The organism is Gemmatimonadaceae bacterium (assembly GCA_035633115.1).
Lineage (GTDB): Bacteria > Gemmatimonadota > Gemmatimonadetes > Gemmatimonadales > Gemmatimonadaceae > UBA4720.
Genome location: DASQFN010000045.1, coordinates 18,186 through 32,996 on the forward strand (window position 1 = coordinate 18,186; position 14,811 = coordinate 32,996).

The window sequence follows — 14,811 nt, forward strand, 5'->3', positions numbered from 1 at the left end:
CGCACTGCGGCAGCGGGGAGGTCCGCTATCTATCGCCCCCGCGCACGTGCACGCGGGCGCGACGCTCAGTCGAATGCGTCGCGCCGCGACTCCGGCTCATCGAGGCCTTCGGGCGTCGGCCCCTCGGGGGGAATCCACGGCTCCGCTTCCTGTATCGCCTGAGTGACGTCGTGTGTTGCGCGCGGGTTTTGATTGCGATCCCGCGTTAGGTGCTCCGCCTCCGGGTTCTGTTGACCCGGCCCATCGCCCAGAAGTATTCCGGAGTGCTCGTCCTCGTCGACGAGGTGCTCGTCGATCGCCTCGGGACTCTCGGCCCGCCGGATATCGTCCACAACGAGCAGGTTCTCGGCGTCCTTGAGTCCGATGAGGTCGGTCAACACATGATCGACCACGCGAAGCTCGACGTTGGTTCCGACCCGTCCGGAAACGCTCACGCGTCCGTCGCGGACGTTGACCGTGATGTCGTCGGCGTCGAATGCCTTCTGCGCGCGAAGCTCGGTTCTCACGAGCGTCCGAAGCTCATCGTCGGAGAGATTCGCGATCTCGTCGGTATTATCGTAGTCGTCGGCCATTTCGTCCTCGCGCTCCTGCCGGACGCGTGGAGCGCCGGCTGTTATCGGAAGAGGAGGTACGACACTCCGAGCGTGAACGCTCCGTTTCTCTTCCAGAAGTTCTTGGCCTGATCGGCGTCGAGCACCGCAGTATTGTCGCTCGTCAGAAAGTAATACTGACTCGGATACTTGATCTGATACATGTAAGTACCAACGTCCGCCCGAATCTGCAGACGGCCACCCGGTACGAACCGCAGGCCACCGGCAACCGAAATGGCAAATGTGGTGCCGAGTCTGTACGGATCCTCGTCGACTTTCTTGCCGGCGTCGGTGGCGATGCCCAGCCCCGTGTAAATCACAGGAACGATCCCGTGAAAGCTTCGCTGCCCCGTGAGGTTGAGGGAGATTCCGGCGTCCGCCAGATATACCGGCCAGCTGCGAACTCCAAGGCTACGCGTAGCAGCGGGCTCCGTCGGGTTGATCACGTTTCTCTCGCTGAATGCCTGCGCGAGGCGGACAACGAGCTGCGCCGGCCCTCCAACGACAACCTCGTAGCGGACTCCAGCGAGTCCGCCGCCTCTCGGTGCCACGCCGGCGGGATCGGAGCTCGGCCGAAAGTATCCTCCAAACAACGTTGCCTCATGATGGTACTCGAGATCGCGGTAAGGGCTCCTCTCCGGCGGGTACCCTGTGCTCACCTGCGCCGCCGCAGGGCTCGCTGCAATCGCCGCAAAAACTGCAAACACGAACAAGCTACGCTTCATCCGGTCTCTCCAAGTGGGGTTCCAGTCATCTCTTCCGGCTGATCCATGCCGAACATTCCTAATATAGTTGGCGCAACGTCGCACAAAGCGCCGCCGTCGCGAAAAGCGCGCACATCGTCAACGCCAATCGCCACGAACGGCACCGGATTCGATGTGTGCGCGGTGTGCGGACCACCGCTCTCGGGGTCGATCATCATCTCGGCGTTGCCGTGATCGGCCGTTATCAGTAGCCTGAGGCCTGCGCTCTCCGCCGAAGCGAGAACGCGCGCGAGACAGGTATCCACGGTTTCCACCGCGCGGATCGTCGCCGCCAGCGAGCCACTGTGTCCCACCATATCGGCGTTGGCGTAATTGCACAGAATGAAGTCGTGCTCCCTGCGGGCGATTGCCGAGCAAAGAACGTCGGTGATTCCGGGGGCGCTCATTTCCGGCATCAGATCGTATGTCGCAACCTTTTGACTCGGCACGAGAATCCGCTCCTCCCCTTTGCACTGTGCCTCGCGCCCTCCGTTAAAGAAGTAAGTCACATGCGGGTACTTCTCCGTTTCCGCCGTCTTCAGCATCGTCCGCCCGTTGTTCGATAGAACCTCGGCGAGAATGCGCGCCATCGATTGCGGCGCAAACGCAACGGCGACATTGAGGGTTGGGTCGTATTCCGTGAGTGTCGTCACGGAAACGCTCCGCCTGCTGGAGATGTCGAATCCGTCGAACTTCGGATCGGTGAGACCTCTCACGATCTGCCGCATTCTGTCCGAGCGGTAATTGAAGCAGATCACCTGATCGCCGTCATGCATCGGCGCGACAGCTACTCGATTCTCGACGATTACAACCGGCACGATGAACTCGTCGGTCACACCGGCGTCGTACGCAGCACGAATTGCTGCCAGTGGATCGGTCGCGCTCGGGCCAGTCCCGTCGACTATCGCCCGATAAGCCAGCTCAGTTCGCTGCCACCGGCGATCGCGATCCATCGCGTAATAGCGTCCCGATACCGACGCGACGCGCACACTCGTGGTCTCATTGCGTCGCTCGCCTCCGATCTCACCGAGCAGCTTCTGCATGTATCCCAGTGCTGAACGGGGCAGTGTATCGCGTCCATCGGTGAATGCATGAATCGCGACCCGCGGAACTCGCTCACGCCGGGCCAGCTCGATGACCGCGAGAAGGTGCGTGTCGATCGCGTGAACTCCACCCGACCCGATGAGTCCGAGCAGATGGAGCGGCCGACCGTGTTCACGCGCGGTGCGGCAGGCAGCGACCAGAGCGTCGTTTCGGAAGAATGATCCGTCAGCGATTGCGGTCGAGATACGCACGAGGTCCTGCATCACGACACGGCCAGCGCCGAGATTCAGGTGCCCGACCTCGCTGTTTCCCATCTGCCCTTGTGGCAGGCCTACGCGAGTGCCCGACGCGTCGAGCAGCGTGCGCACGGGATGCCGCCATATCGAGTCCCACGTGGGCGTGCTGGCCAGTGCAATCGCGTTCCCTTCGGTCTCTCTCCGGTAGCCCCAGCCGTCGAGGACGATCAGTGCAACCGGACGCGATATATCTCGGGCCATTATTGCTCGATGAGGGTAACATTGTACGTTAGAAGCCGGCCGCCAAATGTACCCCCCCTAAAAGACACCATCCAGCGATGCGCATTCTATTTGTTCTCGCGTTATTTGCCGCGCCCGCGGTCTCCGCGCAGGAGGCACTTTACAACGCGGCCCGGGTCACCCCGATGCGTTCGGCACCAGGCCCCGACGCAGCTCCCTCACCGGTAGTTGGTCAGGTGAACCGTGGCTCGACGGTCGAGGTAATCGCTCGCGATCGCGGCTGGGTGAGGGTAAAGCTCGAGGGATGGGTGCGCGAGTCGGACCTCGTGGTCGCCGACAGCTCGCTTCGTCCGTTGAGCGCCGCTGACATCCGAAGCGATCCCGGGGCTGCGCAAGGCAAGCTCGTGCGCTGGAACGTTCAGGCAGTGTCGCTTCAGACCGCCGACGCTTTGCGGGTTGGACTCTCGCCCGGCGAGCCCTATCTCCTGGCCCTCGGCCCCGGCGTCGAAAAGAGTCTGGTATACCTCACGGTGCCCCCGGGCCTCTTGCCGAGCGTTCGAAATCTTCCCGCGATGGCCGAGGTCGTGGTGGTTGCGAGAATCCGCAACGGGCGCAGTGAGCCGGCAGGAGTGCCCATTCTCGATCTTCAAAGCGTGACGAGAAAGTAGATGGAATCACCCGACAGCACTCGCGGCGGACCGGGTCAGCCGCAGGACGAGCCGGGCAGTCGTCGAGACCCTGCAAAGGGACGCGAGGGCGACCGCCGTCGCGGTAACTGGCGCGACTTCAGGCAGTCGTATCCCGGGTTCGTCTTCACGCTCATCCTCGCGCTGCTCGCCATTCTCATGCTCGACGGGTTTCTCGTCTATAAGCGCCGCGCATACACGGAAGAGGTGAACCGGCTGCGCGGGGCGATGACGGAAGCAGAGCGGGAAAGGACAGACGCCATAGTGCAGGCCGAGCAGGACAAAGCGCGCATTGCGATCGAGCTCGCGAAGCGACAGGCAAAGCTGGAGAAGTCTTTGCATCTGGGTGTGGCGCTCGACAGCGGGAGGATTTACCTCGAGCGGGAAGGCGCGGTTCTACGTGAGATGGCGGCGCTTTTCGGACCCGAGGTCGGTGTGACCCCGGGGTCGGATTCTCTCCCTGTGGTGATACCTCGCGGGCAGCGAACGGTTGTGCGACTCGATGAGAATAGAATCGTCCTTGAAGGGGGAAGTGCAATCGAAGCCGCGAGCACGGACGTGGCTTCCACGGATACCTCGCCAATACCTGCCGGCAACGTTCGCATCGGACTCACAGACATGAAGGCGATTCGCCCGAATCTGAGTCGCGGCATGCGCGTATACTTTTATTGAAGGTGTGACAATGGGTTTTGTTAATACTCTCACGCACGGCAGCAAGTGGATCTGGATCACGCTGCTTGGCTTCGCCGGGGCCACGGTGGCGAGCGCGATGCTGGTGACGAAAACAGCAGACCTTCGCTATCAGCGCGACGTGAATCGAATGGTCTTCAACGACAACCTGAACGTCCTTCAGGAAGTGAAGGCCAAGCTTGGCTTGACGACGGACAGTCTGAACCGCCTCGTGTCGAGCCCTGCGGCTCAACCCAATCAGCCTTACATCGTGATCAGCATCGCCGAACGCGAGCTGTGGTACAAGCGGGGCAACGAGGTGTTGTTCCATACGCAGGTTGCGACAGGCAGCGGGAAGACTCTCGTCTCGGGGGCCAGCGGCAAGGAGTGGAAGTTCGAGACGCCGCGGGGACGTCTCAGGGTGGAGGCGAAGGAAGTAGATCCGGCGTGGGTTCCTCCCGACTGGCACTTTCAGGAACAGGCGATGAAGCGCGGACTCGGCGTTGTCCGGCTCGAGCGCGGACGCGCGATTCCAAGCTCTGACGGGTCCGTGATAACGGTCTCGGGCACGGAGGTCGTGAGGCGGTATCCGAACGGGTCGGTCGTTCCACTGGAGGCGGCTGACGGACGGGAGATAGTCGCCAACGGCAACATCATCATTCCGCCGTTCGGCACGACGCAGCGGCGTTACCTCGGTGTCCTCGGAACCCGCCGGCTGAAGCTCGGCGACGGATACGGGCTGCATGGCACAAACCAGCCCGAAACAATCGGACGAGCAGTCAGCCACGGTTGTGTCCGCCTGCGCAACGAGGATATAGAAAAGCTCTACGAAATGGTACCGGTGGGGACGCCGGTTTTCATCTACTGATGTCCGGCCTGGCGCCGGAAGTTTCGCAAGACCTGGGCAACGTCGTGCAGGCCACGTTTTTCAAGCGGCCGAAGCCGGCAACCTTCGTTACCATCCTGCTGGTCGTCGCGGCCACGCTCGGCGCAGTCCAGTTCCGATCGAGCATCACGCCCTTCGCAGTGAAGCCGTTCGGCAAGTTTCTCTCTGAAGCGCTCCCCATTGCGGTCCCGTCATCAACCGCGTTCGGCACGAGTGGCGGAGTTCTCCTCCGTTTCGCACTGCCCGGCGAGCGAATCCGTTATCCGCTCGACGTGCATGGGGACCCAACCTCCCTGCAGTACGACTGGGTGAGACTCGGCGAAACCGTCGCGTCCGGCAGGCCGCAACCGCTCGTCGGCGCGGATGTGAATGCTCCGTTCAAGGCCGGCTTCTATCGCCTTGCACTCGTGCGGGGGGACCAGCTTCGCATCATCGACGGATTGACGCTCGCCGTGCTCGTGCCTTTCAAGGAAAAGGAAGGGACGATGCTCAACGGCTATCGCATCGGAACGTATCTCAAGGAGAAGCTAGCGGGCAATCAGGATCCTCCGGCCGGGTTTCTCGAGATTACCGAGCGCGACGTGAGTCTTCCGATAAGCAAGCACCTTCGGGTGGGCGATTTCCTGAGCCACGACAATCAGCAGACGTGGCCCCGGTATGCCGCTGTCAGTCCCCGCCTGCTGGACAAGCTGGAGCTCGTGATCTCCGAAATCATGAGATGGCACGGCTCGGCTGCGCCCAGGAGTCTGGCGCTCGACGTACATTCGGGGTTTCGCGCGCCCGCGTACAACAGCCGCATCAGGCGCGCGGCACGAGACAGCCAGCATCAATACGGTGACGCTGCAGACCTCATCCTTGACGCCAACGGCGACGGGAAGCTGACTTCACTCGACAGCCGGATGGTTGGGCTCGCGGTTGAGATCGTGGAACTCAAGCATCCCGAGCTCGTAGGTGGGTTGGGGGTCTACACGAGCGGGCACGCACGAACCACCTACGTGCACATCGACGCGCGCGGTAAGCGGGCGCGCTGGCGCGGATAAGCGGGCGAGGGAGGAGGGGGAGCCGACGATGAACGATATTCTGCGGGACAGGCTGATCAGGAAGCTGGACACTCTGCCTGAAGAGCGCGTGTACCAGATCTTCGACTTCATCGATTTTCTGGAGTCGAAGTACGCTCAACGGTCGAGCCAGTCCTCGAATCCTCTGAAAAGGTTCGCCGAGGGAATGGAGGACACGCTTCGAGCGGGGAAAATGTCGGCAAATGTGATTGGCGGCACGATGAACATCATGAACAAGGCAGTAGGCGCGATCAACGATGTCGCGGCGGCTGGCAAGTCTGTTGCAAGTGAAATCATCGGCGTTGCGACCGGAGGGCCGGCCGAGCCGAAGCCGCCGGAAGTCACTCCCCCGGACATACCGCGGGGCGGGCCGCACGAATTGGGGAGTCAGCTGCCAAAACCCCCGGGAGACGAGCGTAAGTGACAATCAACATTGGGCGGGTTACACCGACCGGAAAAGAGGTGACGTGATGGCCCGCAAGACTACTCCCTCGACGGCCGCTCCAACGGGCAGAAGGACGCGAGCCATCCCGGCCGAAGTAAAGAGCTCGAACCGTCCGAGAACCGGCGCAAAGCGAACCGTGATGGGAACCGTGAGCGAGATTCCGAATTTTCTGAGGCTTCTGTACGGTCTCATCACGGATCGCCGGGTTGCGAACATCGACAAGCTCGTCGTCGCCGGCGCGATCGCGTACATTCTGATGCCGCTCGACCTCATGCCCGACTTCATTCCGTTCCTGGGAGAAGTGGATGACGTCTTCCTGCTGATCTTTGCGATCCAGCGACTTATCAGCAACGCGGGCAAGGCGGTCGTCGCCGACCACTGGGTCGGCGATGCGGCTGAGCTCCGAGCGCTCAACCTCGAGCGCATTCTCGCGGCTTGCGCCTTTTTTCTCCCGCGGCGCATGCGACGTCGCCTCCGCGCAATAGGGCGCGTCTGAATTGGCGCCCGGTCGTTCTGCTGCGACGCGACGTATCACCGCGCTGTGCTGCACGTGCGCGGCCGTCGCGACGACGACGGGCTGCTCGATGATGATGAATATCCGGCCGGCCGCGGACAGCTACACGTACGATCTGGGAACGGCGTCGGCTCAGGACGCACGGGCGAAGGCGGAGACAACGTTGAAGCCTTTCGGCTACCGTTTTTCTGCCGACGACGGGCAGCCCGGCGTGCAAATGGAATCCCAATGGCAACCCCGCGAGCCAATCGATGAGCAGGAGCGCGCAAGCGGCTACGAGATCATCTCGAGGGTCAAGGTCACCGGGCACCGGAGTGAAGCAGCAGGCCAGCCGAAGCTCTATCACGTGCTGCTCACGATCGAAAATCGATTTGTGCCTTCGCGCGAAACGGGTCGCACGAGCCGCCGCCTCGGGACGCCCGTGGGATCGACTTACGCGCGGTCGATTGTGAAGCAGATGAGTCTTGCCTTCGGCGGAGCATCTCGCCCGATAGCGGACGAGCCTCGACCGTTCTGAGCCGGCGCACAAGGGCTCGAGCGCCTTCGCACTCCCGGTAGAGCTCCGAGCCACGCCGTGAGAGTGCACCGAGTCAGGAATCTTCTGTGGCTGGCGTGCGCTTCCGCAGCCGCGTCATGCACACCTTGGTCGGGACCAATCGCTTCGGCGCCCGAGCCATCCGCACCGTCCCGTTCAACACTACCGCAAAGGGTCGGCGCCGCACCCGGCGGTCGACAGCCAACGCCTCTCCCGGTGCCGCTGGCATCGGCGCCACAGGATCAGTTCGATCTCCAGCGCCTCTTCAAGCAGATGACAGACCTTTCCTTCATGACCCAGCTTGGCCCCGAGATGGTCGTGAGGAAAATCACCTACAGCGGCGCCGACAAGCTCCCGATCCCGGCCTACTTTTTTGCTCCGCGTGACACGAGCCGCAGGCGCGCGGCTCTCCTCTTCGTGCACGACGGCATCCATGGCGACCTCAAGGACATCTATGTGCGGCACATCCGCTCTCTCGTGCGCGAGGGGTACGTCATCGTCGCGCCGGAGTACCGGGGCAGCTCCGGTTACGGAAGAGCCTTTTACGATTCGATCGACTATGGCGGCAAGGAAATCGACGATGTGATCGCCGCGCGCGCGTATCTGCGATCATTCGTGCCGTACGTGGATCTCGGGCGCCTCGGCATCATCGGATGGAGTCACGGCGGTTTCATCACGCTGCACGCGATATTCAGGCATCCCGAGTTTTTCAAGGTTGCCGTCGCGCACGTACCGGTGGCGGACCTACCGACACGAATTCGCACGCACTCGCCTGCGTATGAGAGGCTCTTTGCCGCGCAAAAGGCGTTTGGCGGGACGCTCGCGGAGAGGCCGCAGCCTTACATCGAGCGCTCGCCGATCGCTCACGCGCGAAAGCTGCGCACTCCACTTCTCGTGCATGCGGCGACCAACGACGACGACGTGCTGATCATCGAGACTCGCAATCTCCGCGATTCGATGGTCGTCGCGGGGAAGCACACGGAGGGTCTGTTCTACTATCGTGAATGGGTCGATCCGCCCGGCGGCCACGCGTTCAACCGTATCGATACTCCGGAGGCGCGGGAGAGCTGGAACGCGACGCTGGCTTTCCTGAGGAGCTACCTGAATCCCGGGCGGCGCCCCTGACACTGGACTGAGAGCGGGCGCTGCCATACATTCAGCTATGGCGACTACAACTCGTCCGACAACCAGGCCCGCTCAACCGGCAGCAACCGGCAGCGGGCCTTCGCGTTTCAGGGAACAGCCCGACGCGGGCACACCTGAAAAAGTACCTGGACGAGTGCGCGAAGACGTCGTTCTCACATTCGACGACGTACTGCTTACGCCGCGCCATTCCGTAGTCCATCCGAAGGACGTCAGCACGAGCTCGCGTTTCACCCGCAGCATCAGGCTGAACGTTCCGTTCGCATCCGCGGCGATGGACACCGTCACCGAAGCGGAGATGGCGATGGCGATGGCCCGCGGCGGCGGCATCGGTGTGATCCACAAGAACATGTCGGTCGACCGGCAGGCTGCCGAGGTGGATCGGGTCAAGCGGTCGGAGAGCGGAATCATTCTGAATCCGATCACTCTGCCGCCCGAAGCGACGCTTCGCGAAGCTGCCACTCTGATGACACGATTCAGAATCTCCGGACTTCCGATCGTCAATCGGGAAGGTCACCTGGTCGGCATCATCACCAATCGCGATCTGCAGTTCGAGCGGAATCTCGACCAGGCACTTTCGGAGGCGATGACTTCGCAGCTGGTTACCGCGCCGGTTGGAACCACGCTCGAGGATGCCGAGCGTATACTTGGCAAACACCGGATCGAGAAGCTTCCGGTGGTGGACGAGAAGGGCACGCTTCGCGGATTGATTACTGCTCGCGACATTCACCAGCGGCGCGCATTTCCGAACGCGAACAAGGACGACCGCGGAAGACTGCGTGTGGCGGCGGCAATTGGCGCCACTGAATATCGTGATCGAGCGAAAGCGCTTGTTGACGCCGGAGTGGACGTGCTCGTGATCGACACGGCGCACGGGCACAGCGGCGGCGTGCTCGACGCGGTGGCCGACGTGCGCGAGATGTTCCCCGAGATTCAGCTCATCGCCGGAAACGTGGCGACGCGCGACGGTGCAGCGGCCCTTGTCGAGCGCGGAGTGGATGCGGTCAAGGTTGGAGTCGGGCCTGGCTCCATCTGCACGACGCGAGTGGTGACGGGCGTCGGAGTCCCGCAGCTGACGGCTGTGCTCGATGCCGTGGAGGGCGCCGGCGACGTACCGGTGATTGCCGACGGCGGAATCAAATACTCCGGCGACATCGTGAAGGCGCTCGCAGCGGGCGCATCGAGCGTGATGATGGGCTCGATGCTCGCGGGAACGGAGGAAAGTCCGGGCGAGTCGATTCTTCTGGAGGGCCGGCGGTTCAAGATGATTCGCGGCATGGGAAGTCTATCAGCGATGCAGGACGGAAGCGCCGATCGTTATTTCCAGGAAGGCGAGATGTCGGCGCGGAAGCTCGTACCCGAGGGAATCGAAGGGCGCGTGCCGTACAAGGGCCCCGTAGCGGACGTCCTCTTCCAGATGGTCGGTGGGCTCAGAGCGGGGATGGGTTACGTAGGGTGCGCGACGATCGATGAGCTGCGCACGAAGGCGGAGTTCGTGCGCATCACGGCCGCCGGTCTGCGGGAATCGCACCCGCACGACGTAACCATCACTCGCGAAGCCCCCAACTATTCGGTGTAGCCGAAGCAATTTGTAGTGAAGGTGTAAGAGTCCGGAACGCCCGGATGTTTCCTTGACAACCTCTCAGTTCGGGCAGCAACTTCTCCACGCATCCCGTTGTCTACTGTATAGTAGGCGCAGATTCTGCTGAGCGTCGCCGCGTCCCTCGCAGGTCCCACATCCGCCGGTTTCCGGAGAATCGCATGGGCATTTGGACTAAGAAGAGCATTGCCAGCCTGCAGGCTGAAGCCGGCGCCGAAGAGGGCGAGCACACTCTCAGGCGTGCGCTCGGCGCGCTGAACCTCACCACGCTTGGCATCGGCGCGATCATCGGCGCGGGAATCTTCGTTCTCACCGGAACAGCCGCGGCGAATTACGCCGGACCCGCCATCGTCTATTCGTTCATCCTCGCGGGACTCGGCTGCCTGTTCGCCGGACTTTGCTACGCGGAGTTCGCCGCGATGATCCCAATCGCGGGCAGCGCCTACACTTACGGATACGCGACGCTCGGCGAGCTCATAGCCTGGATCATCGGCTGGGATCTCATTCTGGAGTACCTCTTCGGCGCCGCTACGGTCGCCGTCGGCTGGTCAGGGTATTTCTCGGCGTTCATGAACGAGCTCGGCTTCCGGATACCGGTTCAGTTCACCGGAGCGCCACTCAGCGTCGCCGGAGGCTTCAACCTCGTTCCATCGCAGATCTGCTTCAACCCGACGACCAATGAAGTGATAAGCGTCGCCACGGGACAGGTTTGCCAATACTCCACGGTGCAGGGGGTGGTCAATCTGCCGGCGATGGTACTCATCGGCTTGGTGACCGCCCTGCTGGTGATCGGCATCCGCGAGTCGGCACGCTTCAACAACCTCATCGTGATCGTCAAGCTCGCAATCGTACTGCTCGTAATCGGATTCGGCTTCATGTACGTGAACTCCGACAACTGGCATCCGTTCATTCCCGAGAGCACGGGGGAGCGCGGGCAGTACGGATGGGGGGGCATCGTCCGCGGGGCGGCGGTGATCTTCTTCGCGTACATCGGATTCGACGCGGTATCGACGGCAGCGCAGGAAGCAAAGAACCCGCAGCGCGACATGCCGATTGGAATTCTGGGCTCGCTCGCCATCTGTACCGTTCTGTACATCCTGATGGCGCTCGTCATGACGGGCCTCACGAAGTACACGAATCTCAATGTTCCGCACCCGGTTTTCGTCGCGATCGCGGCTGCAGGTCCAGCCCTGGCGTGGCTGCGTCCGATCATCAACATCGGCGCGATTGCGGGACTCGCTTCGGTGGTGCTCGTGATGCTGCTGGCACAGCCCAGAATTTTCTACACGATGTCACGCGACGGCCTGCTGCCGCCGGTCTTCAGCAAGGTGCATCCGAAGTTCCGGACTCCGTACATCACGACGATTCTGACGGGAGTCGTCTGCGCCCTTATCGCAGGCGCGTTCCCGATCGCTTTGCTTGGAGAGCTCGTGTCGATCGGGACACTGCTGGCCTTCGTCATCGTATCGGCGGGAATTATCATGCTTCGCCGGACGAGTCCCGACATTCCACGACCGTTCCGGACGCCGCTCGTGCCGCTCGTTCCGATCCTGTCGATTCTCATCTGCGGCTACATGATGGTCAGTCTGCCCGGTGATACCTGGCTCCGTCTGATCGTGTGGCTCATACTCGGTTTCCTGATCTACTTCCTATATGGGAAGGCGCACTCGCGCGTGGCGGCCACCGAATCGAGTGGTTGATCTTCTATCGGTACCGCCACACCGAGCCGAAGCGATAGAGCGCCTCGCGCGGGAGTTCCGCGCGGGGCGCTCTGTCGCAATCAGCACTCACATCAACGCCGACGGTGACGGCTGCGGCTCCGAGGCAGCGCTCGCGCGGCTGCTCGAGAGTCGCGGGCTCAAGGCCCGAATCGTCAATCCCACACCGTGGCCCGAGACCTTCCGATTCCTGTTGGGAACGGATGTGACGGATGAAACGGATAAGGGACCTGCGGCGCTCGCCGGTATCGACCTTTTAATAGTCGTGGACATCGCTGATGTGAAGCGGCTTGGCTCGCTTGCCGAGACAGTGCGGAGCTTAAAAATCCCGAAGCTCGTAATTGACCATCACATCCCGAGCGACGAGCCGCCGTCCCAGAACATGCTGGCTGACACGACGGCCTGCGCGACGGGAGAGCTGATTTACGACGTCGCCGTCACGCTTGGACTCGAGATTACGCCGGAGATTGCGAGCGCCCTCTATGTCGCCGTGCTCACCGACACGGGCGGATTCCGGTTCAGCAACACGAGCGCCCGGTGCCTTGCCGTGGCGAGCCAGCTTCTCGCCGCCGGAGTCGAGCCGGAGGAGATGTACCGGCGCCTGTATGCATCCCTGCCCATTGGACGCCTGCATCTTTTGCGCGATGCGTTGGCGACTCTGGAAGTGGACCCCGCCTACGGAATCTCGTGGATTTCAGTCGCTGCAGGCGCTGCTGAAGAATACGGATTGAAGTCAGAGGATCTCGAGGGAATCGCCGAGCATCCGCGGTCTGTTGGCGGGACGAGGCTTGCGGTTTTCTTTCGCGATCTTGGTCACGGAAAGATCAAGGTTTCGTTCCGCAGCACCGGCAAGGTCAATGTCAACGAGTTTGCCCGGCTTTTTGGAGGGGGCGGGCACGCTCGCGCGTCCGGTGCTCTTGTTCCCGGGACGCTCGAGGAAGTGCGGCACAATGTCATTGCGGCTGCGAGGGAGTTTGTTGGGGCGATTGGAACTTCGAAAAGCTAAACAATCCGGTACGGGCAACGGCTTGACGGGATACGGGTTACGGGTTTTTCCCCGGTTATCCGTATCCCGTTGCGCGTCAGAAGCGCGATGCCGTCAGTTTGACGTCAGCTCCGGCCCATGCCTTGGCAAACCGCCTCTCAGCGGCGGCCGCTTCAGCCGACTTGCCCTGCGCCCGGAGTGCGGCAGCAAGACCGAACAGCGACCACCCGTTCTCGGGAAACCTCTTGAGGTCCTCGCGGTAGACGACTTCAGCTTCCGCGTTCCGCCCCGCCTTCAAGAGCGCAGCACCCAGTGACTGACGGATCGGGTAGTACCATTTCGGCGGCTCGAAATAGAGTCCGGCGTCCTCGATTTTCAGCGCCTCGCGGAAGTGCGCGATCGCCTCAGCGTGCTTGCCGCTCCGCGTTGCGATCTCCGCCATGAGAGCGTGGACGGCAATCGAGACGGGCGTCTTCGATTCAGCGTCGACCGGCGTGGCCCCGTCTATCGCCTTGACTGTGTCGAGAGCGACTGCCGCCTCGGCGAACTGACCCTTCGCTGCGTGTGCAACCCCGCGCGCGTAGTAGGCTATCGCAAGCGGGAAGCGGAGGTCGGACGGCGGGAGTGGTTCGGCGAGCACCTCATCCCAGCGCCCGAACGTCGTGAGCGTGAGCGCATAGTACGGAACCATCTCCTGGAGCATTCCGACCGATCGTGCGACGTCGAGATTGACCTTGGACTTCAGCGCCCGCGCATTCTCGATTGCCTGCGCGCTCTTCCCGGCCAACGTCGAGACAAATGCGAGGAAATGGATGTTGTGCGGATAGTAGGCCAGGGAATAGACCGTTGTCGGCTTCTGCCCCTCGATGAACACCTCGTCGGAGTGGATCGCGTGGACGTTGGCCGTCGCCGCGTCGCCATATCTACCCACGCGGACATAGATGTGGGCCGGCATGTGGACCATGTGGCCAACGCCCGGCATCAGACGGGCGAGTCGCTCCGCACAGGGGACGGCGAGCTGTGGAGTTGCTGCCTCGACTGCATGGATATAGTAATGACACGCTCCGGGGTGGCGCGGGTTGCGCGCTATCACCCGCTCGAGCTGGCGGACGATCTCACGCGTGCCGGGATACGGCTGCCCCGCCGGCGTCCAGTAATTCCAGGGTCGCAGATCCATCAGTGACTCGGCGTAGAGAGCAGCCGCGTCGAGATCGTTCGGATAACTCCGGGCAACTTCCCTCATCGCGTTGGCGTACGCGGTGTCCAGTCTGGCGCGATTTGCAGGCGGCACGGCCGCGTACCGGGCCGCCACAGCGCGAATGTATGCGCGCTCCCGCGGCGCAGCGTTGCGGCTTACCGAGAGAGCCTTCTGCGCCGCTTCATAGGCTTTGACCCCGCTCGCAGAGTCCATCCCGGCGTTCACGTGGGGGCCGTACGCGTACGCGATTCCCCAATAGCACATCGCGCAGGTGGGATCCAGCTCCGTCGCGCGCGTGAACGACCTGATCGCCTCCGCGTGATTGAAGCCGTACACCAGGCGAAACCCCTGATTGAAGTACTGCTGAGCGCCCGGGACTTTCGTGCTCACTACCTTGGCGTGGCTGCCGAGATCCTTGTAGAGTGGAACGGTCCCCTGCTGGCCGGGAAGGCTCGAGGCGACGAGCAGCAGGGCGGTGGTGATTCGAACGATCATATCAGCTCCCTTATTTCGTCTTTCTC

15 protein-coding genes are annotated in these 14,811 nt (G+C 62.3%); 11 read left to right on the plus strand and 4 right to left on the minus strand.

Annotation, left to right across the window (positions count from 1 at the left end):
• Window positions 1–65: 65 nt before the first annotated feature.
• From VES88_03660 to gpmI, 3 genes are read right to left on the minus strand one after another with little or no spacing between them, the layout of a single operon-like run.
• On the minus strand, window positions 66–572 hold the full coding sequence (locus tag VES88_03660; protein ID HYN80573.1) for a BON domain-containing protein: 507 nt from the start codon (window positions 570–572) through the stop codon (window positions 66–68).
• Window positions 573–613: 41 nt separating this feature from the next.
• A complete protein-coding gene (locus VES88_03665) occupies window positions 614–1,315 on the minus strand; it encodes a hypothetical protein (GenBank protein ID HYN80574.1) in 702 nt (233 codons plus the stop codon).
• Window positions 1,312–2,874, minus strand: coding sequence for a 2,3-bisphosphoglycerate-independent phosphoglycerate mutase (gene gpmI / locus VES88_03670; protein ID HYN80575.1), 1,563 nt, complete (start codon window positions 2,872–2,874; stop codon window positions 1,312–1,314). The genes VES88_03665 and gpmI overlap by 4 nt, the downstream gene beginning before the upstream one ends.
• Before the next feature lie 77 nt (window positions 2,875–2,951).
• On the opposite strand from gpmI, the gene VES88_03675 reads away from it, so the two are divergent.
• From VES88_03675 to VES88_03725, 11 genes are all read left to right on the plus strand, one after another.
• Window positions 2,952–3,521, plus strand: coding sequence for an SH3 domain-containing protein (locus tag VES88_03675; protein HYN80576.1), 570 nt, complete (start codon window positions 2,952–2,954; stop codon window positions 3,519–3,521).
• Complete coding sequence (locus VES88_03680; GenBank protein ID HYN80577.1) at window positions 3,522–4,211, plus strand: hypothetical protein; 690 nt, start codon at window positions 3,522–3,524, stop codon at window positions 4,209–4,211.
• Between the two features lie 10 nt (window positions 4,212–4,221).
• Entirely contained in the window at window positions 4,222–5,076 is an 855-nt protein-coding gene (locus VES88_03685; protein ID HYN80578.1) for a L,D-transpeptidase, read from the plus strand.
• Window positions 5,076–6,134 (plus strand): D-Ala-D-Ala carboxypeptidase family metallohydrolase, encoded by a 1,059-nt coding sequence (locus VES88_03690; protein ID HYN80579.1) that lies wholly within the window; start codon window positions 5,076–5,078, stop codon window positions 6,132–6,134. The genes VES88_03685 and VES88_03690 overlap by 1 nt, the downstream gene beginning before the upstream one ends.
• A 28-nt stretch (window positions 6,135–6,162) precedes the next feature.
• On the plus strand, window positions 6,163–6,576 hold the full coding sequence (locus VES88_03695; protein HYN80580.1) for a DUF2281 domain-containing protein: 414 nt from the start codon (window positions 6,163–6,165) through the stop codon (window positions 6,574–6,576).
• 46 nt (window positions 6,577–6,622) lie between these two features.
• Window positions 6,623–7,093, plus strand: coding sequence for a DUF1232 domain-containing protein (locus tag VES88_03700; GenBank protein ID HYN80581.1), 471 nt, complete (start codon window positions 6,623–6,625; stop codon window positions 7,091–7,093).
• An 88-nt stretch (window positions 7,094–7,181) separates the two neighbouring features.
• A complete protein-coding gene (locus tag VES88_03705) occupies window positions 7,182–7,628 on the plus strand; it encodes a hypothetical protein (protein HYN80582.1) in 447 nt (148 codons plus the stop codon).
• Between the two features lie 309 nt (window positions 7,629–7,937).
• Complete coding sequence (locus VES88_03710) at window positions 7,938–8,771, plus strand: alpha/beta fold hydrolase (protein ID HYN80583.1); 834 nt, start codon at window positions 7,938–7,940, stop codon at window positions 8,769–8,771.
• A 37-nt stretch (window positions 8,772–8,808) separates the two neighbouring features.
• Complete coding sequence (guaB, locus tag VES88_03715; protein HYN80584.1) at window positions 8,809–10,368, plus strand: IMP dehydrogenase; 1,560 nt, start codon at window positions 8,809–8,811, stop codon at window positions 10,366–10,368.
• 182 nt (window positions 10,369–10,550) lie between these two features.
• A complete protein-coding gene (locus VES88_03720) occupies window positions 10,551–12,089 on the plus strand; it encodes an amino acid permease (protein HYN80585.1) in 1,539 nt (512 codons plus the stop codon).
• Complete coding sequence (locus VES88_03725) at window positions 12,082–13,113, plus strand: bifunctional oligoribonuclease/PAP phosphatase NrnA (protein ID HYN80586.1); 1,032 nt, start codon at window positions 12,082–12,084, stop codon at window positions 13,111–13,113. Before VES88_03720 ends, VES88_03725 begins: the two co-directional genes overlap by 8 nt.
• Window positions 13,114–13,189: 76 nt before the next feature.
• On the opposite strand, the gene VES88_03730 is transcribed toward VES88_03725, so the two are convergent.
• Entirely contained in the window at window positions 13,190–14,785 is a 1,596-nt protein-coding gene (locus VES88_03730; protein HYN80587.1) for a tetratricopeptide repeat protein, read from the minus strand.
• Between the last annotated feature and the right edge of the window lie 26 nt (window positions 14,786–14,811).